The organism is Fluviicola taffensis DSM 16823 (assembly GCF_000194605.1).
Classification (GTDB): domain Bacteria; phylum Bacteroidota; class Bacteroidia; order Flavobacteriales_D; family Crocinitomicaceae; genus Fluviicola; species Fluviicola taffensis.
Genome location: NC_015321.1, coordinates 343683 through 361905, shown reverse-complemented (window position 1 = coordinate 361905; position 18223 = coordinate 343683). Strand labels below are relative to the sequence as shown.

Annotated in this window: 22 protein-coding genes; 16 read left to right on the top strand and 6 right to left on the bottom strand. The window is 33.8% G+C overall.

Features of this window, described 5'->3' with window-relative positions; genetic code table 11:
• The first annotated feature begins 6 nt into the window (after positions 1-6).
• The 15 genes from FLUTA_RS01725 (at position 7) to FLUTA_RS01640 (ending at position 12185) form a co-directional block, all read left to right on the top strand.
• On the top strand, positions 7-522 hold the full coding sequence (locus tag FLUTA_RS01725; RefSeq protein WP_013685127.1) for a hypothetical protein: 516 nt from the start codon (positions 7-9) through the stop codon (positions 520-522).
• Entirely contained in the window at positions 509-898 is a 390-nt protein-coding gene (locus FLUTA_RS01720) for a hypothetical protein (protein WP_013685126.1), read from the top strand. The genes FLUTA_RS01725 and FLUTA_RS01720 overlap by 14 nt, the downstream gene beginning before the upstream one ends.
• Before the next feature lie 24 nt (positions 899-922).
• Positions 923-1408, top strand: coding sequence for a hypothetical protein (locus FLUTA_RS01715; protein ID WP_013685125.1), 486 nt, complete (start codon positions 923-925; stop codon positions 1406-1408).
• A 7-nt stretch (positions 1409-1415) separates the two neighbouring features.
• Positions 1416-2171 carry a hypothetical protein gene (locus FLUTA_RS01710; RefSeq protein ID WP_013685124.1) on the top strand — a complete coding sequence of 252 codons (756 nt, stop codon included), beginning with the start codon at positions 1416-1418 and terminating at the stop codon, positions 2169-2171.
• A gap of 428 nt (positions 2172-2599) precedes the next feature.
• Complete coding sequence (locus FLUTA_RS01700; RefSeq protein WP_043023571.1) at positions 2600-3379, top strand: hypothetical protein; 780 nt, start codon at positions 2600-2602, stop codon at positions 3377-3379.
• 1 nt (position 3380) lies between these two features.
• Positions 3381-4394 carry a hypothetical protein gene (locus tag FLUTA_RS01695; RefSeq protein ID WP_013685122.1) on the top strand — a complete coding sequence of 338 codons (1014 nt, stop codon included), beginning with the start codon at positions 3381-3383 and terminating at the stop codon, positions 4392-4394.
• 398 nt (positions 4395-4792) lie between these two features.
• Complete coding sequence (locus tag FLUTA_RS01685) at positions 4793-5287, top strand: hypothetical protein (protein ID WP_148235373.1); 495 nt, start codon at positions 4793-4795, stop codon at positions 5285-5287.
• A gap of 3 nt (positions 5288-5290) precedes the next feature.
• Entirely contained in the window at positions 5291-5896 is a 606-nt protein-coding gene (locus FLUTA_RS01680) for a hypothetical protein (RefSeq protein WP_013685119.1), read from the top strand.
• Between the two features lie 224 nt (positions 5897-6120).
• Positions 6121-7038, top strand: a complete 918-nt coding sequence (locus FLUTA_RS01675; RefSeq protein ID WP_148235372.1) for a hypothetical protein — start codon at positions 6121-6123, stop codon at positions 7036-7038.
• 9 nt (positions 7039-7047) lie between these two features.
• Positions 7048-7410, top strand: a complete 363-nt coding sequence (locus tag FLUTA_RS01670) for a hypothetical protein (RefSeq protein ID WP_013685117.1) — start codon at positions 7048-7050, stop codon at positions 7408-7410.
• A 200-nt stretch (positions 7411-7610) separates the two neighbouring features.
• A complete protein-coding gene (locus FLUTA_RS01660) occupies positions 7611-8444 on the top strand; it encodes an HNH endonuclease signature motif containing protein (protein ID WP_148235371.1) in 834 nt (277 codons plus the stop codon).
• Between the two features lie 10 nt (positions 8445-8454).
• Positions 8455-8877, top strand: a complete 423-nt coding sequence (locus FLUTA_RS01655; protein ID WP_013685114.1) for an SMI1/KNR4 family protein — start codon at positions 8455-8457, stop codon at positions 8875-8877.
• A complete protein-coding gene (locus tag FLUTA_RS01650) occupies positions 8877-9491 on the top strand; it encodes a hypothetical protein (protein ID WP_013685113.1) in 615 nt (204 codons plus the stop codon). Before FLUTA_RS01655 ends, FLUTA_RS01650 begins: the two co-directional genes overlap by 1 nt.
• Positions 9475-10194, top strand: a complete 720-nt coding sequence (locus FLUTA_RS01645) for a hypothetical protein (protein ID WP_013685112.1) — start codon at positions 9475-9477, stop codon at positions 10192-10194. Before FLUTA_RS01650 ends, FLUTA_RS01645 begins: the two co-directional genes overlap by 17 nt.
• A gap of 575 nt (positions 10195-10769) precedes the next feature.
• Complete coding sequence (locus tag FLUTA_RS01640; protein ID WP_013685111.1) at positions 10770-12185, top strand: T9SS type A sorting domain-containing protein; 1416 nt, start codon at positions 10770-10772, stop codon at positions 12183-12185.
• A 387-nt stretch (positions 12186-12572) separates the two neighbouring features.
• Here FLUTA_RS01640 and FLUTA_RS20440 read toward each other — a convergent pair whose 3' ends face one another.
• The 4 genes from FLUTA_RS20440 to FLUTA_RS01620 all read right to left on the bottom strand — a co-directional run bounded on the left by FLUTA_RS20440 (position 12573) and on the right by FLUTA_RS01620 (position 15658).
• Positions 12573-13448, bottom strand: a complete 876-nt coding sequence (locus tag FLUTA_RS20440; protein ID WP_013685110.1) for a hypothetical protein — start codon at positions 13446-13448, stop codon at positions 12573-12575.
• Between the two features lie 25 nt (positions 13449-13473).
• Positions 13474-13980 (bottom strand): hypothetical protein, encoded by a 507-nt coding sequence (locus FLUTA_RS01630; RefSeq protein WP_013685109.1) that lies wholly within the window; start codon positions 13978-13980, stop codon positions 13474-13476.
• A gap of 708 nt (positions 13981-14688) precedes the next feature.
• On the bottom strand, positions 14689-15369 hold the full coding sequence (locus FLUTA_RS01625; protein WP_013685108.1) for a hypothetical protein: 681 nt from the start codon (positions 15367-15369) through the stop codon (positions 14689-14691).
• A 64-nt stretch (positions 15370-15433) separates the two neighbouring features.
• Entirely contained in the window at positions 15434-15658 is a 225-nt protein-coding gene (locus FLUTA_RS01620) for a hypothetical protein (RefSeq protein WP_169312046.1), read from the bottom strand.
• 215 nt (positions 15659-15873) lie between these two features.
• On the opposite strand from FLUTA_RS01620, the gene FLUTA_RS01615 reads away from it, so the two are divergent.
• Positions 15874-16395 carry a hypothetical protein gene (locus FLUTA_RS01615; RefSeq protein WP_043023568.1) on the top strand — a complete coding sequence of 174 codons (522 nt, stop codon included), beginning with the start codon at positions 15874-15876 and terminating at the stop codon, positions 16393-16395.
• Positions 16396-16457: 62 nt separating this feature from the next.
• Here FLUTA_RS01615 and FLUTA_RS01610 read toward each other — a convergent pair whose 3' ends face one another.
• Both FLUTA_RS01610 and FLUTA_RS01605 read right to left on the bottom strand, forming a co-directional pair.
• Positions 16458-16997 (bottom strand): hypothetical protein, encoded by a 540-nt coding sequence (locus FLUTA_RS01610; RefSeq protein WP_013685105.1) that lies wholly within the window; start codon positions 16995-16997, stop codon positions 16458-16460.
• Between the two features lie 11 nt (positions 16998-17008).
• On the bottom strand, positions 17009-18208 hold the full coding sequence (locus FLUTA_RS01605) for a PDDEXK-like family protein (RefSeq protein ID WP_013685104.1): 1200 nt from the start codon (positions 18206-18208) through the stop codon (positions 17009-17011).
• Between the last annotated feature and the right edge of the window lie 15 nt (positions 18209-18223).

Below are 18223 nucleotides of genomic sequence, written 5' to 3'. Positions count from 1 at the left end.
ATAAATATGGAAATAGAAAAAATATCAATTAGAGGAAGAGTAGCATTTGGCATATTATGCCTTGAAATGTTTATAAAACATCTCAATTACGATTTTTCAAAATGGAAAATAATTATAGATGAATTATGGAGTTTTACAAATTCAAATATCGGTCTATGGCATGAGAAAATATCTGAAATGACTCCTTTTTCAATTTTAGAAGAAATTCCATTTGAAAAAAAAGGTTGTGAATGTATTAATGAAAAAAAACATAATGAACTACAGCTTCTCTATAAAAATTCAAATGCTGAAATTTTAAAAATAATTAATTTAATTTTTGACATTGGTACAAGGGATTCGTATTCTTCTATTTCAAATTTTTCGCCAGATACAATTAAATATTTGAACGAAATTATTTCAATTTTAGAACAAAACAGTATTCAATTACCTAATGAAAAGTTATTTATTAATCAATCAATTTCAGAAAATCAAGGTTGGGGTAAAGAATTTAGTAAAGAAGATATTTTAAGTGAAGAAATTTAAGTTATTGTTACTTTGCCTTATCCTTTCATTGCAATCATTGGCATTTGTTAGTGGGGCGGGGAACTTTGCGAAATACACTAAAATAGACACGTGGCTGAAAGGAATTACTAATACTACATCAAGAGCAAACGTTGAAAATATCATCAAAAATTGGAGTGATGATATTCTAACTTCCTTAAATTCAAAAATAGAATTATTCCCAGGCTTACAAGCTGAATTTGTAGCAAATAATCAATTACTACATCACTTCAATAGTTTAGAAACAACTTGGTGGAGTAAATATGCTTTAGGTGGTTTAGCAAAGCGAACCAATTCAACTTTGCCGGCTTCATTTAAACAAATGGTTGGAGAAATTGAAGTTACATCATTAGGGTAAAAACTGAAACTAAAAACTGTTTCATTGGATGAAACAAGTGCTTCCTATATTGGAAAACTCTTTGATGAAACAGTTGAAACGAGAATGGTTAATGCATGGAAAACAAATAATTTTTCAGACCTACCCAGTTCAGTATCTACACAATTACAAGCATTAAAAAATCAAGGTTATGAATTAGCAGTAGAAGCTAAACTTACCATTAATGGTAAAAACCCTGTTCCTGATTACTTGTTGATTAAGAAAGAAATAGATCCATTGACGAACGCAATTACCTATGATTTAAATAATGTAAAGTACATCGACTGCAAATATTTATGGGACTCTCCTTTTACTACAAGTCAAGTAGAAATAGTTAATGGAGTAACAAATAGCGGTCTGGCAAATACGATAGCACCTTTTGGAATTAAAAATGTGAATGATGTTCAAATTGCTATTCCAAATGCATCAATAAAAATAAAGACAGTTGAAAAACTTACTGTCAATCAACAAATGGAAATGGTCATTCAATAGTATAAAAATGTTTACAAGAGAAGGTATAATTGCAGATGTTCAGAATGCAGTAAAAGTACAATTAGAAAAAAATGGTTTTATGCTTGATGCTGAAAATCAGCATAATAAGTATATTAAGTGTTATGATTGGGGCTATGACTATTGTTTTTTACCTCATGTACGTTTTCAACCAGAGCATATATTATTTAGCCTAACAGTTCACAGGCGGATAGATTTTGTTGAAAAAATATGGCAAGAGTGGAGCAATTTAGTAAATGTAAATATTGAAGATCCAAACGATATTACAACCCTATACATCACTGAAAAAAATGCTTACCCTGAAATAATAAATGAAGAGTACTACGATGGTTACGGCTCTTTTATTTTTGAAATATCAGAAAAGGGATTACAAACAATCAACGAAATAGTCGACAATATTTTTAATGAGAAAATTGTTTTTAAACTGCAAGAATTAAGAGATTTAAAGACTGTTGACAAGTTCATTAATAGCGATTTAGATTCTCCTCAAAATGTAAATGAGATTTTCAATGTAGATGGGGCTTTTATGTTTAAAAGAATGATTTTTGCAAAAATTACAGGCAATGGCATTTATGACGATATCTGTAAGTTATTTAAAAGCAGGTTCAATAAAATTGATGAAATTGCAAAAACACCAGGCAAAGAATACTTTTTAAACTACCCGATAGTATTTGAGAAAGTATATGAAAGGCTTAAAAATATAGAGCCATTAAAAAACACAGTTTTATCAGAAAAAACCGCATAACAGCGGTTTTTATTTTACAAAAGCTTGTTTCTATAAAAAGTTTTGAAACTTCTCCTTCAAATATTTATTTTCTTCCTCACTTGCTTCACTTCAAGTGCAATTTTCTCTGCTCCAAAAATTGTTGTAGCCACCCATACACCAACCTTTAAAAAAACGGAGAGCTTTGACAAATCAGAAAAAGCGAAAATTGGAGTTCAACAAAAAGCCAGAAGTTCAATTGAAGCTTCACAGAATCAAACCACCACTCTCCCCCAAAACACTTTTTTACTTTCAAGTTATTTGAAGGAGGAAAATTCCTGTGCTTTTGATTTTCAGAAAACGGGTTTTCCTTACCAATTTAAAGTTGCTCAATTTTCAAAAAATCTACTAATTTAGTAGCATACAACAAGAAGTTTACCATTGTAAAAACCAATTCGGGGTTGGTTAAGGTGGTTGAAGGAGCTGTGAATGGGGCGGGGAGTGCTTTGTCAAAACTAGATAATATTCTAGCAAAAACTGGCTTTAGCGGACCAAACGGAATTTTTAATAAGTTGCCTAAAAACACTTCTGCACAACAATCAAGATATGCAAGCTTACAATCTTTTAGAAATGAATTTATAAGACTGCATGGAGAAACAACAAGTGGAATAAAATCATTAGATGAAGTTTTAGATGATTTTGACAACTTGGTTACAAACCACTCTACAGTGCCAAACATAGAACAATATGTAGATGAATTAATGCAACAATCCTCTAAATTTAAAGGTGGGGCTTTTGGATTGGAAATTTTAAATGATTTACCACCTGCTTTGCAAGGAAAAACATTATCGAAATTTGAGGCCAGTATTGATGATTTAAGTGATTGTAGATTTGATATGCAATTCACAGATGGAACAAATTTTGTATATTTGGAGACTAAAAACTATGCTCAATCAACTACTTTTTCTAGTTCGTTTTACAACCAATTCAAGGCATATATTAGTAATGCAAATGTTACCGACATCAATCAAATCAAATATTATTTTAGAGCTAATTCTGGGGTCACAAAAATCGAAAGGGTGCAGAAATTTAAAAATATGTTGTTGAATGGAAACAAGTATGAAGAGATTTATAACTCTAATAAAAGTTTGTTTAACTCAATGCAATTAACTGATGAGGGAAAATTGAAACTACTACTTGAAAGTCAAAATACATCGCATCAGTTTTTTAATTTTATAGAAGTTTTTTAATATGAAAATCATTAGCTCAATAAATGACATTAGTCAATTTAATATTCATGAAAATATTTATTTAGATACAATAGGAAGAATAAATTTTGAAAGTCATTTTTCTTGTATAAAAGAATTTGTTTGCTTTAAACATTCAACATTATTAATTGGGAAGGAACAAAAAATTATAAATAACAATGATTTTCCTAATATTCCTGAAAACTTTACTTATAAATATAATAGTGCATCAAAGAACTATTTTATTTTGGTTGACTCTAATAGTTTAGATTTTGAAACTTTCATATGCACTAAGGAGGCGTTTTATTCTATTGAAGAAAAGAAAACAATATTTATAAATGATTTAGCTGGAAATCGAATTTTTCATGAATATTCAGTAGGGCAAATTGGTCGAAATGATTACTTGTTTGTGATACACATTCCATCCCAAACTAAAATTGTTAATTTTTCACTTTCTATTTTAGGGAATTGGCTAGACGGGGGTATAGAAAAGCCTTACCAAGTAGCAGAGTTTTGTGAAATTTATAAAACCACATTAGTATGTACTATGACTAGTGGTGCAATTTTACTTTTGGATATAGAAACGGGAGAAATAAAAGCGTTTTTCAAAGACGCAAAAGTAAAAGGAGGAGTTTTTCAAAAAGAAGAAAATAGCCCAATTTTTCTAGGTTTAAAACATTATACATTTTTAGAGTTAAATGCACAAACTGGAGAAATTATAAGACAGGTTGATATTCAGAATGAATTAAAAAGAATTGGTAATATTCCCTATGAAAGTCCTTGTTGGCTTTCAGTTGGGACTTCAATATACCAAGATGGTTTATTTTATTTTTATGGAGACACAAATTTAATAGGTGTTTTCGACCCAAAGTCCGAAAAAATTATTGACTACCATTTGTTTGAATTCGATAAAAAACAGCATCAACAACTAAAAAGTGGAGTTGAAAATTTGCAAGTAAATGATAGCAAAACATATTGTTTAGATACGCTAGGAAATCTTTATGAATTGGAGCGGTAAATGAGACTGCTCCTCCAAATAATTCTTTACTTTTTCACTTGTTTTATTTCAAGTGCTCTCCCGATAGCTATCGGAACTGCACCAAAAATTGTAATACCCACCCACAGAACTATTTTTCATAAAACAGAGAACTTTGGAAAATCAGAAAAATCAGAAATTGGTTTAGAAAATTTCGCTAGAAGTTCATTAGAAGAACAACAATCTCAAACCACCACTTTCCACCAAAACACTTTTTTACTTTCAAGTTATTTGAAGGAGGAAAATTCCTGTGCTTTTGATTTTCAGAAAACGGGTTTTCCTTACCAATTTAAAGTTGCTCAATTTTCAAAAAATCTACTAATTTAGTAGCATACAACAAGAAGTTTACCATTGTAAAAACCAATTCGGGGTTGGTTAAGGTGGTTGATGGGGTTGTTAGTGGGGCGGGGAGTCGAATTGTGAGGACTCTTGAAGAGATTGTACCTAATGGAATTATTCCTTCCAATAGTCAAACTAATAATCTATTTCATAAATGGTTTGATGATTTACTTCCAGAAGAACTTGATTTAGTTTTAGGTAATCCATCTTTAAAAGAAGCACTTGAAGCAAGGATAAGATACCCAGGCGGTTTACATGAATGGTGTATGGTTTGTGAAGTCAAAACATTTAAAAGTTGGGAAATATCTATGGCTGAAATACATAGATTTAGAACCAAAACTTTAGATTTAACAGGGGTAAATCCTAATTCAGGTGCTGTTTTTACTCATGGTGGTGCAGGCTCTACATTATTTCATAATGAATTAAGGGCAGTAATTCAATCAAGTAATTCATTAGCTGACTTTAACACCCGATTAGTACAGCTTATTAATAGATGGCAAATTGATCCGAATCTATTACCTCCATTAATTAAATAAGTCATGAAACAGATAGTTAACGATTGGGATAGTTTTTGCAAAGGAAATAACGCTTTTGAAGATAGTTATTTTTATACACTTTTTATGGAGGGAGTTTCGGTTGAGGAAATCGAAGCAATTTATAACTCCTTTCCTAATTCGGCTAAATTAGTCGAGAGAATGAAGCGTTACTTATTTACTGAAACATCAAATTTTAGTATTGATGAGACAAGGAATCAGTTAGACAAATTAATTAGACTTGATTTTGAAGATAGGAAATCAGTACTTGGAATCCTTCCGAATTTCTCACATTTTAATAAAAATCCAAAGTTTACATATACCGATGATTTGAAAATGGTCTCAAATTTAATACTTGATGATATTTGGGTACAGGATTTTCACGATTATATGCGAATGCAAAAAATAATCACAGATAAGAAAGTTTATGAATTAAATAATGCTCTCTATGGTCTGACTTATGATTTTGATTATCAATTATTTTTATTCCAACCTTTATTAAATACCCCATATACTGCTGATTATCTTTTTCAATTCAAAAAAATAGGCGGAATCTATGCTATTACAAAAGAGGAAGTTTTTTACACTTCTACAAAATCCCCTGCAATTTAGTTTGTTTAATAAAAGCATCGAGAAGAGCGAAAACGTGTTGTTTGTCGCTCTCTTTTAGTTTTTGAATATCTCTGAGACGTTTTAACGTTTCATTATCCACTTGTTCGTATTCTCCATCTTTTACGAGATAATCAAGTGTTACACCTAAAGCTTCAGCAATCCTTTCAGCCCCATTTTTCTTATCTTAGCAAGGATTTATACAGCTAAAAATAATCAAGTTTAAATTGATAATTTTTCTGGTGGTTTTGTTCTTTTTGGGAACAAGCGCCGAGGTCCGTGTAAAATTTGATGAATTCCAAAACTCCAAACAGAATTTATTCCAGCGAGGTTATACCAATCTTCGAGATGAGCTTTCAGGAATGCTCCGAAGGATAGAAATTAACCGTGCCACAAGTGGCAATTCGAATATTACGCTACTGATCGAACAAACGGGCGATCAAAATCTTGTAAAAATCACTCACAGCGGAACTACTCATAATCTAGCATACTTGGATCCAGACCTGAGCGGCAAGGTGATTTATTCAGGAATGAATTTTATCGAATCCAACTCATCTGAAATAGCAGAAGTTTTACAAATTGTAGAAGGGGCTAATTTCAAAAAATCTACTAATTTAGTAGCATACAACAAGAAGTTTACCATTGTAAAAACCAATTCGGGGTTGGTTAAGGTGGTTGATGGGGTTGTTAGTGGGCCGGGGGGCAGTCAACTTTGGACTTCAATTGATGAGTTTGAAGGCTTATTTAATGGAAAAGATGTTACTTTTTATGATGTTAACGTAACCTACCAAACAGGAAGAGTTCGTGCAGGAATAGCATTTGAAGAGAATGGTATTTTAAACTTTGACATTAATCTACCAAGTAATCTTCAAGGTCAAGGTGTAGGAACTGAAATTTTCTCTAGAGCTATTAATGATTATTCCCCATCTCAAGTACAAGGTTTATGGAAATCAAGTGATAATTATTTAGGAGGTGAATCTATTAACTTGACAATATTCAAACAAAAAATAGCCGATGGAATGACTGAAATTCAAGCTGCTTTTGAAACCCCAACAGGTAAAATTTTGAAAGCAAATGGTTTTGGTGGAACACCTACCATACTGATTAATACTTCTAGTGAAGTTAAAATAATCTTTAATCCATAAAGTAATATTATGAGACTGTATTTAAAGGATGTTAATACACAAAAACTAATAGAAGTGTTGAAAGCTAATTCGATAAAATCACAGATGCTATTAGAATGCATTAATGCACCAACTAATATTCAAGTCAACTCAATTGTGATCGTTGATAAGGAAAAACTTAAAAATAAAATTAAAGAACTTATCTCAAAACGAGAAAATAAAGTTCCAATTGATTTTGGTAAACGCTTTGAATATAAACAATGCTACAATATTTTAGAGTTTGAAGAGAAAGAGTACATTTTAGAAACATCAGGTAATGATAATCTTATTATTTTCATGTTAAACATCTTCCACAGTGGTAGTTCAACATTACTAATTACTGATAGTAAATAAATGAAACTGTTCCTCCAAATATTCATTTTCCTCCTCACTTGGTTTACCTCAAGTGCAACTTTCTCTGCAACAAAAATTGTTGTTCTCACAAACACAAAAGTTTATCTAAAAACTGATATAGTAAACCAATCAGAAAAAGCAAAAATTGGAGTTCACCAAAAGTCATTATCACTTTCAAATTTTTTGAAGGAGGAAAATTCTTGTGTTTTAGATTTTCAAAAAACAACTATTCAAAAACAATTTGCAGTTGCTCAATTTTCAAAAAATCTACTAATTTAGTAGCATACAACAAGAAGTTTACCATTGTAAAAACCAATTCGGGGTTGGTTAAGGTGGTTGATGGGGTTGTGAATGGGGCGGGGAATGTTGTTCCAAGTAGCTTAATTACTAAGCTTACGCAACAAGGAGCAACTAAATTAAAAGCGTGGACGAGTAGTAAAACATTAAACTACAAATCACTTTTAGGTACAAATCATACAGGCGTAACAGCAGAGGCGAAGATATTTGAAGATTTAGAAAGTGCTATTGGCAACAAAAATGTATTGGCAACTATTGAAGATGGACAAGGAAGGTTATCAGTAGTATTAGAAAGACCAGGACAAACACACCAAGTTGTTAGTGTGCACCCAACCAGCACAGGCGAATTAAAAATGACAACTTTTGAACCTGCTTACAATCCAAACTTAAATACAAATATTCCAGTACCAGCAAGTGCAAATAAATTAGTCCCTGATTATATAGGAACACAATATATGCACCCACTTCAAGGAAATACAGTTGTGAAAATAAAAATGTCCGGAAATAGAGCGACAGACTTTGTACGGTCAAGACAGCAACTAGGAATTTCAATAGCAGATGAACAAAGCAGTCTTTACACTTGGCATCATATGGATGATTTTGAAATTATAAATGGTGAAGCATATTGTACGATGCAATTAGTTCAAAAAACAGCACATCAAGGTACAGGAGTTTTTGGAATGGCACATAGTGGCTCAGCATCACAATGGAGGTCATATTTTGGTTCAGGATATTAAAATTGATATAATGAGAGATTTAAATGTTATCCCTAGAATGGGCGAAAAAAATTTTCAAATAATTGAAAATTTAGTTGAGGGTAAATTTTCGAACAACTTCAAAGAAATTCTAAAAAAATATGCAGGGCTAAATGTATATGAAAATATTTTTATTGATAAAGACGAAAACCTATGGTCGTTGGGAGCATTTGACAACTTCACTTCAATTTATGAATTAACAAAAGAATTTTTGGAAAAATATAACCGTAAACTAGTTCCATTTGCATACGATGGGGGCGGTTGGCATTTTTGCTTAAGTTTTGATGAAGCTACGTATGGTAAAATAATTATTAATCGTTGGACAGACCATTTGCCCGAAGAGCAATTTTTAGTAATTGCAGATAGCTTTGAGGAGTATATTAATGGGTTAAAAACTGAAGAAGAAATAAGTTAATGAAACTCATATTTCAGATATTATATCTACTCCTAACTTGGTTTACCAACTTAGCAAACGCAACACCTGAAATTGATGGGTTCAATTATCGGAAATATCAGGGGAAACTTGCAGGGAAGGCTTTTTTATCTAAAATAAAAGGAGATCCCAGATCCCAAGGTGTAATGGATACTGTAGATATTGTCGCACATAGTATGGGGTATGCTTATGCAGTGGGATTTGTTGAAGAAATTAAAACCCAAGTTCATCTAGGAAGATTTTATATCATTGCGCCTGAAAATGCATGTAGTGGAGGAAATGACTGGGCACTATTTGAAGAGGTTTGGCAATATGGGAGTAACAATAATCCCGAAGATCAGGATAATGCAAATGCTCTAATTCAAGAAGGGACAAGGGATCCTTATTGGAAACAAGATGGAATTGCTCCTCAATGCGGTGTTTTGGGGATTGACCCTTTACCTGGAGGGGTTATTGGAGGGCGGGTATATATACCAAAAACAGTCCAGATGCCAGGTGGAATGTTAGGTAATTTTGGAGGTTGTCACTCTATTGGAAATTACACGTGGATATTTAGTTTAATGAGTTCACAATTAGGATATGTCAAAAAGAGGTAGGAAAAACTTGTTTTTATGCTTTCTACTGCTTTTAGGTGGATGCGTGGGAGGTAATGATTCGAAAAAGGTTTTGTTGGGTGAAATAGATTTGCGCAAAAAATCTATTTCGGTTCTCGGTACAGAAAATGATTATGAGGTTTTGTACGCCACAATGTCTGATACTTTATCTAATTGGTATCTAAATAATTTATTGGCAGATACAACAAAAGACGAAAGTACCCAGTTCAAATTATCAATTTCGAAGTATATCATTGACTCATTATATGCTGTAAATAGTAAGGGAAATAAATTAATTGGCGCTATTTACCAGTCTCAACATTCAGAAGCTAAAATTTGGAGTGATGAAATGAGAGAGTTTTTTGGTGCAAAAATCAATAATAAATGGTATTTCTGGATGGGAGGTTCTACTCCTGTTGCTCGTCACGATCAAAAAAAGGAAATAAGCTATAAAGAGCTTCATTCTTCTGGAATCGGTTCGATTAATGGTTATCTAGATCAGAATGGAAATATCCGAGATGAATGGTTTGATGCAAAATTTAAAAGTGGGCGATTTCCTTATGAAATGCGATACAAATACAAATGGATATTAGATAGCAAACGAATTGATAATGAAAAAGACTATTGGGAGTACTCTTATTGGAAAAGTGGAGTAAAACTTTGGGCGGATAAAGCATACAAAGATTCTGCAGCTCTAATAAAATAACAAAACTCCCGAAGCTGTCGCGAATGTCCCGCTATTTCACGTCTTAGAAAATTTATTCAATTTTCGTTCTTGAAACATTGACACAAACATAATCCCGAAGGGTTGGGACATGCTGCAAGTGAAAAAAAATATTGGAATGCCTATATAAAAATCACGGTTATATTGTTTCCAAAAATTCATCTACCTATTGTTTAAGCGAGTATTTTCAAAAGTTAGATGAAAAAGTGTTCGAATAGCAAAAACACTTACAGTTCAAATTATCAATTTCGAAGTATATCATTGACTCATTATATGCTATAAATAGTAAGGGAAGTAGATTGCTGTTTATAGACGAATTAGTCTTGTTTTAGTTAATTAAAACAACTTGTTTACTGTGTTAGATTTTAACGCGATAACTCGTTATCTCTTATGAAATTTGCCTTGTCCCCAAGTCATTTAATTAATTTTGACTTTGTTTTAATAGTCGAATTCAGGTTAATAACAATTAACCCTTTAAAAGTTATAAAAACAATGCAACAAGAAACTGGGTGTAAATCCTATTTTCGCACATGAATAAATCAAAATAACTAAAACACATGAAAATTATTTTTACCCTATTTACTATTTCCTTTTGCATAGTTGCATTTGGACAAAAACAAACCAACTCAACCACTAAAAACAGCGGGTGCTCTGTATTACAGGAAACAGGGAATTTAAACACGGGTTTTCCAAGTGATTTCGATCAATATCAAGGGCTTGATGATTTCTTTGTTCCAGCAAACGAATGTTGGTCTATTGACCAGATTAAGGCAGCTTTTTTTCTAAATGTACCTTCTAATAGTTTGGGATTTGAGTTTAATGTATTTGAGGATAGTCCTTTTTCACCAGGAGATCTGATTTCCTACAGCTACTCGTATGTTGATGTAACTGATTATACAGCTACTCCAATAGAAACATTTACTACAGGATTCCTTGCGGGATATACAGAGTATGAATTGGATTTCGATTTGGTTGAAACATTAGATCTTTGTGGTGGTTCAACAGGAAAAACATACTGGATTTCTATCTATTCATCAAACTTAGATGCTTCGACAACAACAATTTGGGAAGTAGATACTATACAAGTAGATAATTATGGGTTAAATGCACAATTAATGGATGTTAATTCTGGAAATTTCATAAATACAACTCCTGGTGTAGATTTTGTGTTTGAACTAAATTACCGCATGTTTAGTGAGCAAAATGAAACTTCATGTAATTCATATACTTGGATTGACGGAAATGAATATACTGCCAATACATTTCACCAAGAATATGTAGTTCCTGGAGGTGCTGTAAATGGCTGTGATTCTGTTGTATTTCTGAACCTGATTATTAAAAATTCTGGAACAAGTATCGATACACACAATGCTTGTACTTCATTTATATGGATTGATGGGAACACCTACACTTCATCGAATAATACAGCTCAATTCATTATTAATAATGCATCTCTAAACGGATGTGATTCAATCGTTAAACTTAACTTGACAATCAATCCGAGTGTTTCTGCAACCATTACTGAAAATGTGATTGGAACTTTAGAAGCAACAACTGGTACAGGATATCAATATCAATGGATCAATTGTACAACGAATCAGGTTATTTCGAATGAAACTTCCTCTACATATCAAGCAACTGAAAACGGTTCATACGCTGTTATAATAACGAATGCAACGAACTGCAAGGATACTTCTTCTTGTTTTACAGTTGCTCAACTTGGAATTCAAGACAATTCATTATCGAATGTGAAGATTTACCCGAATCCTACAACTGGTAAATTATTTTTTGATGGACTTACGACAATGAATGCTTCCATTGAAGTGTATGATTTAAATGGAAAATTATTACTGACTCAAGAAAACACGAGTTCTAAAGGATCAATTTCCTTAGAAATGCTTGATGGAAATATCTTTATCGTCAAAATCCATGAAAATGGAATGACCACGCAACAAAAAGTAGTAATGATGTAAGAATTATTACATCGGTAAGTTAACTTTTAGAAGCCAGCTTGATTTTGAGTTGGCTTTTTCTTTCTAGTTATATTACTTTTCCGACTCGTACATCCTTTTAGAAATAAAGCTTAGCTGGTGTGAGTTTTTTGCAACTCGTGAGGTAAACCCCCACTAACTGACCCCCGCTAACGCGCGATTACAATCGCGTGGTACTTTCTAAAAACTAAATCGCTCATATTTTTGTCTTAAGGGGATAAGTTGAACTTATATTTCGTGCATTAGCGGTAAATAAATTGTGTTGAGTCTAAAACCTGTATCGGATATTTAGAATTAGAAATAAATCTTCCAAACAAAAAAGCCGATGAATGTTTTCACCGGCTTTTAGTTTAGTTATTTCAGGTATTCTTATCTGAAGTGGAACATTAAATAAAGTGCTCCTCCGAAATTGTCTGTATCAACATCAAAACGGCTGTTTCCTGAAACAGAGCGTTCTCTTGTCGAAAGAACTGAATTTACAGCATCCCACGATTCGAATGAGTTTTTAGAGCTACCTGTTTGAGAATAACCCAAAGACCATCCAAATTCAGCCCCGATTGAGATTTTAGGTGCAACAAAATATTCAACACCTGCAAATACACGAGCACCAACTCCCCAAGTGTTTCCACCTTTCATCTTTGTAATACGCTCACCAGTTGGCGCGCTTCCAAGAATGTTCCCGAAGTTATCCCAGGTTGTAGATGTTGGAGCTGCCAATCCATCCGCATAGGCATTTCCATATTCGTATTTTCCGCGTGTAGAAGAAGCAAATGTGTAAAACACACTTCCACCCACAACTCCTTGTAATCTACCTTTTCCTAAACGCCACTCATAACCTGCGCCAAGTGTGTAGTTTTGGTTCAACAATTTCGCTTTATCAACTACCAAAGAATCTGGAGAGTTTGCTAAATCGTTAAAAACATCACTTTTAAAAGTACGCGAATGAAGACCAAAACGGAAATCGATGCGAATCGCATTTTTTGGTGAAAGAAAATACTTTCCAAAAATGACATTTTGCCCAAACATAGAAGCAAATTTGTTTTGCCCCATGCTCGTATTGTCCAAGTTACCGTTAAAGGCATTTCCAATGTACGTCAAAACAGGAACAGCGTTAAATCCAAGACCGAAATCTCCAGCCTCTGGTAAAATAACCTGACCTTTTTTGTTTTTAATGGGTTCATCTTGTGCATTAGCCACAGAGGCTAAAAACAAGCATCCCACCAAACCGAATGCAAATTTTTTCATACGAATGATTTATTGATTTTGTCAATTAGAAATTATGATCGATGATTGTTTTTCCACCGTTGTAGATAGAAAAATTCATATTAGTACTATTCACCACAACACGAGCAGCAGTAGAATCCGTGTTTTGAGAAGATGTAATAATTGGATTGTATTCAAACGCACTGATTTTTAACTCACCGTTAATCGAATTGGATCCTTTTGGAGTTGGTAAACTGATTGAGTATTTACCTGAAGCATCAACAGTTGTTGTTTTTTGAATTAACTCATAGCTGTAAGAAGGGTCAGGGTTTTTCTCTAAATCTTCTGAATCTATTACGAATGTAAGGGTTACAGATGTTGGAATTCCTTCACGGATTAAGCTATAACTACCATCTGGCAATGTATCGTTTCTCTGATTAAGATTCACTTTAATGTATCCTTCTACAGTAGCAGTTCCTGTTGTTGCAGGGGGTGTTTCAGTTTTCTTTTTACAGCCTAAAATAGCTACCGTTAAAACACTTAAAGCCATCAAACTAAAAATTGTCTTTTTCATAATAATTAGATTTATTAATTTTTGGCAAACATACCTATTCTAAAAAGAAGTTAATCTTTCAAATCAATGAATGATCCTTTTGAGAGTATATAAGTTGATTTTGAGTGTGCGATTGACGATTTTCGTTCTTTTTCTAACCATATATTGATCCAATCGACCTGTTAATAAGTTTATATTTTGTTACAATTCTTAGTGCAAGGGCCGATTGGAATTTCTCTTCGTTGATTTATTTCTGGCTTCGAAGGACTATTAAATAGAAAAAGGAATCATCTTTTATTCGGATAATTCCTTTCTGGGCTTATGAACAAAGCACTGAGTCACTCCAATAATCCTTCGAGCGAATAATTTCCACCTTTTTCATTGCCAAAAAGGTGGAGCCCAAAGTCTAGGCCTGTACTAAAGAATCTACAAACTACGGGGCATTTCGCGAAAGCATTCAAAACTTGTTCCTCCGCTAAGGCGTTCGGAACGTCAAACACGGAATGCTTTTATTCGCTGCATTTCCTTGTTTGTTACAATTCTTAGCGCAAGGGCCGATTGGAATTTCTCTTCGTTGATTTATTTCTGGCTTCGAAGAGGAGGGGGATTAAGGGGGCGGATTATCCAGTCCACCTTCGGAGGGCTATAAATAGAAAAAGGATTGCCTGCTATAGACAATCCCTTTCTGTAATCTAGAATTAAAGCTATGAGTTTTATGTGACTATGTGGTTAACCAGCACTTACTGGATTACTTTTGCTCCCGCCACTATTTCCGATAATCCTTCGAGCAGCTTTGTAAGTAGCGAAGAAGGTATTGTTAGTGGATTGGAAGAAGCTGATGAAGCGGTCTAGCTGATTGATGAGTAGATCGTTCAGTTTCTTTTCCAGTTCGTAAATCCCTTTGGTCTCTATTGTGCGTTCAATAATCGCTTGTCTGACGCTGTTTTTGCGTTCTTCAAGTAAGGCTACTTTATTCTGAAAAACTTGAATGTCTGATGAACTGATCCCTACGGTATCCAATGAGCTTCCGTGAATTTGCAGATCTTCCAATAGTTTAGCTGTCTCAAACTGAAGCCGTCCTTCTGTTAATCGTTTCAGCGTGCTAATGGCTTCCTTGTGTCGTGCTCGGAGATCTAGATTGTTTGTTTGCGTGGCATAGAGGAACAATCCTTTTTTGAGCAAGCTCATTTGTTCAATCAACTCATGGATGAAGGCCTGTTTTTCGAGGGTGATTCCCTGAGTGATTTTACTCTGTAAGGTCATTTTGCTACCCAAGTTGTTGAGCATACTTTCAAACTGGTCTACTACGGTTACAATTCCTGGAATTCCGCTCCAGCTACTTTGGTGGTCTTTTACCACTGCGAGTACATTCTGATACATCGCCATGTGGCTTAATGTGGTCTTTTTCATGACTGTTTTATTTTAAAGTGAATACTGAAATGTCCTTTAAAATTCCGTGCCAAAGTGTTGTTGGTCAATTGTTAACGGGCGTTAAATCAGGCGTTTTGTTGAGCAAAGTGTGTTTCTTCTTTTTCAAAGTAGTGCTTTGATTTACCGATGAAGTAGAGGAAAGTGGCTTCATTATTCCACTAATTTTGATTTTTGGTGCATTGTAAGGGGTATTCAATCGACTTGTAAGGGGTAACATGATGTCTTGTAAGGGGTTATTGATGGCTTTGTAAGGGTTGCTTTTCTCCATTGCGAAGAGTTGCGATTGAGTTGTAAAGGGTACTTTCCTTCCTTGTAAGGGGTAGCAGATCGAATTGTAAGGGGTATCTTCCTTCATTGTAAAGGGTGTGTGATTGAGTTGTAAGGGGTGTCACGCATCGTTGTAAGGGTCATTTTTCGAATTGTAAGGGCATGCTTGGGGGATTGAGAGGGAAATAGATTTGGGTATTTCATTATTTTTGAGGTATGAAGGAACCAGATTGGATGATGGATGATCAATTGCGTAGCTGGAATAATGGCATTATGATTTGTCTCAACACGGCAACGTTTCTGATTCTTCCGATAGGTTTGATAGTAGCTTTTATCGATGATCCCAAATACATACATGCTTTGTGGGTAGGCATTGTTCTCCTATACCTGCTTTATGAACTCGGAGTGAATGCGTATATCCGCATTCGATATTTGAATGGCACTTTAACGTTTGAGCGCCCGCTGAGAAAATACAGTTTGTTATTTCGGAAGAGGAGAAGGGAACTGGTGATTCAACCCGATGAATGGACGGAATTGTATTGGTTTAGACCCAAAAGCAGTTTTGCCTATTATTTTAGAAACGATCATACTGCTGCGTATTTTGTAGCGGGTGACGGTTTTATGAGCTTGCATCGAAAACTGGAAAAGCTTTTTCCGGGTCGATTGAAGACCAGCCCGGATTTTCCGAAAGAAACGAAGAAAAGGATGAAGAAGGCAGAGCCAGGGAGGGTGTTTTAGGGGTTTCCACTAACAACGATACTATGTTTTTCTTTTTTATAGATTGCATTGTGGGGGATTATTTAAGAGTTATTTTCGTTTAAGATAGAAAGTCCCAAAATTTCTCTCATCGCATTAACTTGATTTTTATTGAAATTTAAATATTTGCCATCTTTTCTAGATTTATCAGTCATACGAGCGCCCGCGATTTTATTTTTACCCAAAGCTTTTTTCTCAATTTCTTTGAATGTATTTATATAAAAACCAATTGGTTTGAACTCTTCATCTAGAGAAATTAAATACAATTCGTCAAAAGCGTTATTACTTAAATTTATTGGAGCGATCGTTCTTGTTTTTGAATGTGCAGACACACATTTTACTTGAATCTTAAGTTCATCACGACTGCCAAATGTTTTATAAGTCAGGTCATGAGTGTCTCCAGCTTTTGCGTAATTAACAGAAACAATACCTTGTTGCATTTGGATATAACATTTTGCATAGTACTCACCAATAACACCCGTTTTTTGATCGCCTTTAGCAAGAATGTTTGCCTCTTGTAACCTCTCAAATTCATGATATAATTCGGCGTATTTTTTAATTAGATTTTCAATTTTAGCTTGCATGATATTTAAGTTTATGAATCGTGGTTATTCAAATATTCTTCGATAAGCCCTTTATTCTCGTTGAAATAATTCTGAAAGAATATTGCTATATGTTCAACTACTCCTGAAAAAAAATCTTCTGATTCATTTAGCTGTCTGATCAAATTGCTATTATCCATTCTTAGTTCAATTCCCTTATATGGCGGTATTCGTTCGAGATTAGACCAATATTGATTGTGGCGGTCAACAGATTCTAATTTCTCGAATTCTGAGTCGCCGTAAGTAAATGTCCCAACGAACATTCTGTCAGAGGCTTTGGTGCCAAAAGGCTCAATGCCGAACTGAACTTTTGCCTTACTGGTTGTTCTATTCAGTATCCAAACCTGTGCATAGGATAATGTGATTTTTGCTCCGGGAATGGCGAAGTAATTTGTTTCAACGAGCAACTTGTCTATTTGATTGATTACCGCACTTCGTAATCGTGTGCAAACCATTTCTTTTGCCTGATCAAAGTTTCGTGTGATTAACTCAGCAGCTTCGTAATTTTTGAGAATCAATTGCTGTAATTCTTCTTTATTAAGATTATCCATTGTTTTGGTTAGTTTCTGAATGAGAATCCGGTATTGTTTAATGCTTTCGCGCAGTATTGGTTCATTAGCAGCTTCCTTGATACAGTTATTCAACCAATTAATTATACCTTCTTTGTAAGATAATAAAAAGTAATGTTCACCTGATTTAAGCTCTCCTTTACTAGTTGTTTTTGGTTCTGATCCAAAAAGTGTCAAGTAAAAAACTCTGTTTCTATCACTATTATGATTTACGTATCGCTGAATTTGATTTGGTTGATCATCTGCATTAATTTTGTTCTCAATTGAAATACTTTGTCCTATCCCGTCTGAAAGGTAGATATCGATTCTTCCTCCAGTTTTTGTTAAATGATTTGTAGGTCCGCATGAATATTCAAGAACCACTGCTGTAGTATCTAACTTGATATGATCTGAACTGTCAATTTCTTCGAGAAATAACTTAAGAAACACTTTACCCATTAAGTGGGTACCTTTCGGATTAAGTAAGTTCCCAATAAAATTGGAATGGGTAGTGTTTTCCTTGGTTTCCATACCAAGGAGGGAAAATACATTGAAAGTTTCTCCTTTGGCTTTTTTTATTAGTTCTTCCTTGGAAATAAGTATTTGTGCTGAATCAAAAAGATGATTAAGTAGTTGTTTGTCCATGTTAGATTGGGGAAT

What these genes read in the sequence shown, in the direction of transcription:
- FLUTA_RS01655 (WP_013685114.1), top strand. Translation starts at nt 8,455, where the DNA reads ATGAGAGATTTAAATGTTATCCCTAGAATGGGCGAAAAAAATTTTCAA.
- FLUTA_RS01645 (WP_013685112.1), top strand. Translation starts at nt 9,475, where the DNA reads ATGTCAAAAAGAGGTAGGAAAAACTTGTTTTTATGCTTTCTACTGCTT.
- FLUTA_RS01615 (WP_043023568.1), top strand. Translation starts at nt 15,874, where the DNA reads ATGAAGGAACCAGATTGGATGATGGATGATCAATTGCGTAGCTGGAAT.
- FLUTA_RS01610 (WP_013685105.1), bottom strand. Translation starts at nt 16,997, where the DNA reads ATGCAAGCTAAAATTGAAAATCTAATTAAAAAATACGCCGAATTATAT.
- FLUTA_RS01625 (WP_013685108.1), bottom strand. Translation starts at nt 15,369, where the DNA reads ATGAAAAAGACCACATTAAGCCACATGGCGATGTATCAGAATGTACTC.
- FLUTA_RS01630 (WP_013685109.1), bottom strand. Translation starts at nt 13,980, where the DNA reads ATGAAAAAGACAATTTTTAGTTTGATGGCTTTAAGTGTTTTAACGGTA.
- FLUTA_RS20440 (WP_013685110.1), bottom strand. Translation starts at nt 13,448, where the DNA reads ATGAAAAAATTTGCATTCGGTTTGGTGGGATGCTTGTTTTTAGCCTCT.
- FLUTA_RS01620 (WP_169312046.1), bottom strand. Translation starts at nt 15,658, where the DNA reads ATGGAGAAAAGCAACCCTTACAAAGCCATCAATAACCCCTTACAAGAC.
- FLUTA_RS01695 (WP_013685122.1), top strand. Translation starts at nt 3,381, where the DNA reads ATGAAAATCATTAGCTCAATAAATGACATTAGTCAATTTAATATTCAT.
- FLUTA_RS01670 (WP_013685117.1), top strand. Translation starts at nt 7,048, where the DNA reads ATGAGACTGTATTTAAAGGATGTTAATACACAAAAACTAATAGAAGTG.
- FLUTA_RS01680 (WP_013685119.1), top strand. Translation starts at nt 5,291, where the DNA reads ATGAAACAGATAGTTAACGATTGGGATAGTTTTTGCAAAGGAAATAAC.
- FLUTA_RS01605 (WP_013685104.1), bottom strand. Translation starts at nt 18,208, where the DNA reads ATGGACAAACAACTACTTAATCATCTTTTTGATTCAGCACAAATACTT.
- FLUTA_RS01650 (WP_013685113.1), top strand. Translation starts at nt 8,877, where the DNA reads ATGAAACTCATATTTCAGATATTATATCTACTCCTAACTTGGTTTACC.
- FLUTA_RS01725 (WP_013685127.1), top strand. Translation starts at nt 7, where the DNA reads ATGGAAATAGAAAAAATATCAATTAGAGGAAGAGTAGCATTTGGCATA.
- FLUTA_RS01640 (WP_013685111.1), top strand. Translation starts at nt 10,770, where the DNA reads ATGAAAATTATTTTTACCCTATTTACTATTTCCTTTTGCATAGTTGCA.
- FLUTA_RS01710 (WP_013685124.1), top strand. Translation starts at nt 1,416, where the DNA reads ATGTTTACAAGAGAAGGTATAATTGCAGATGTTCAGAATGCAGTAAAA.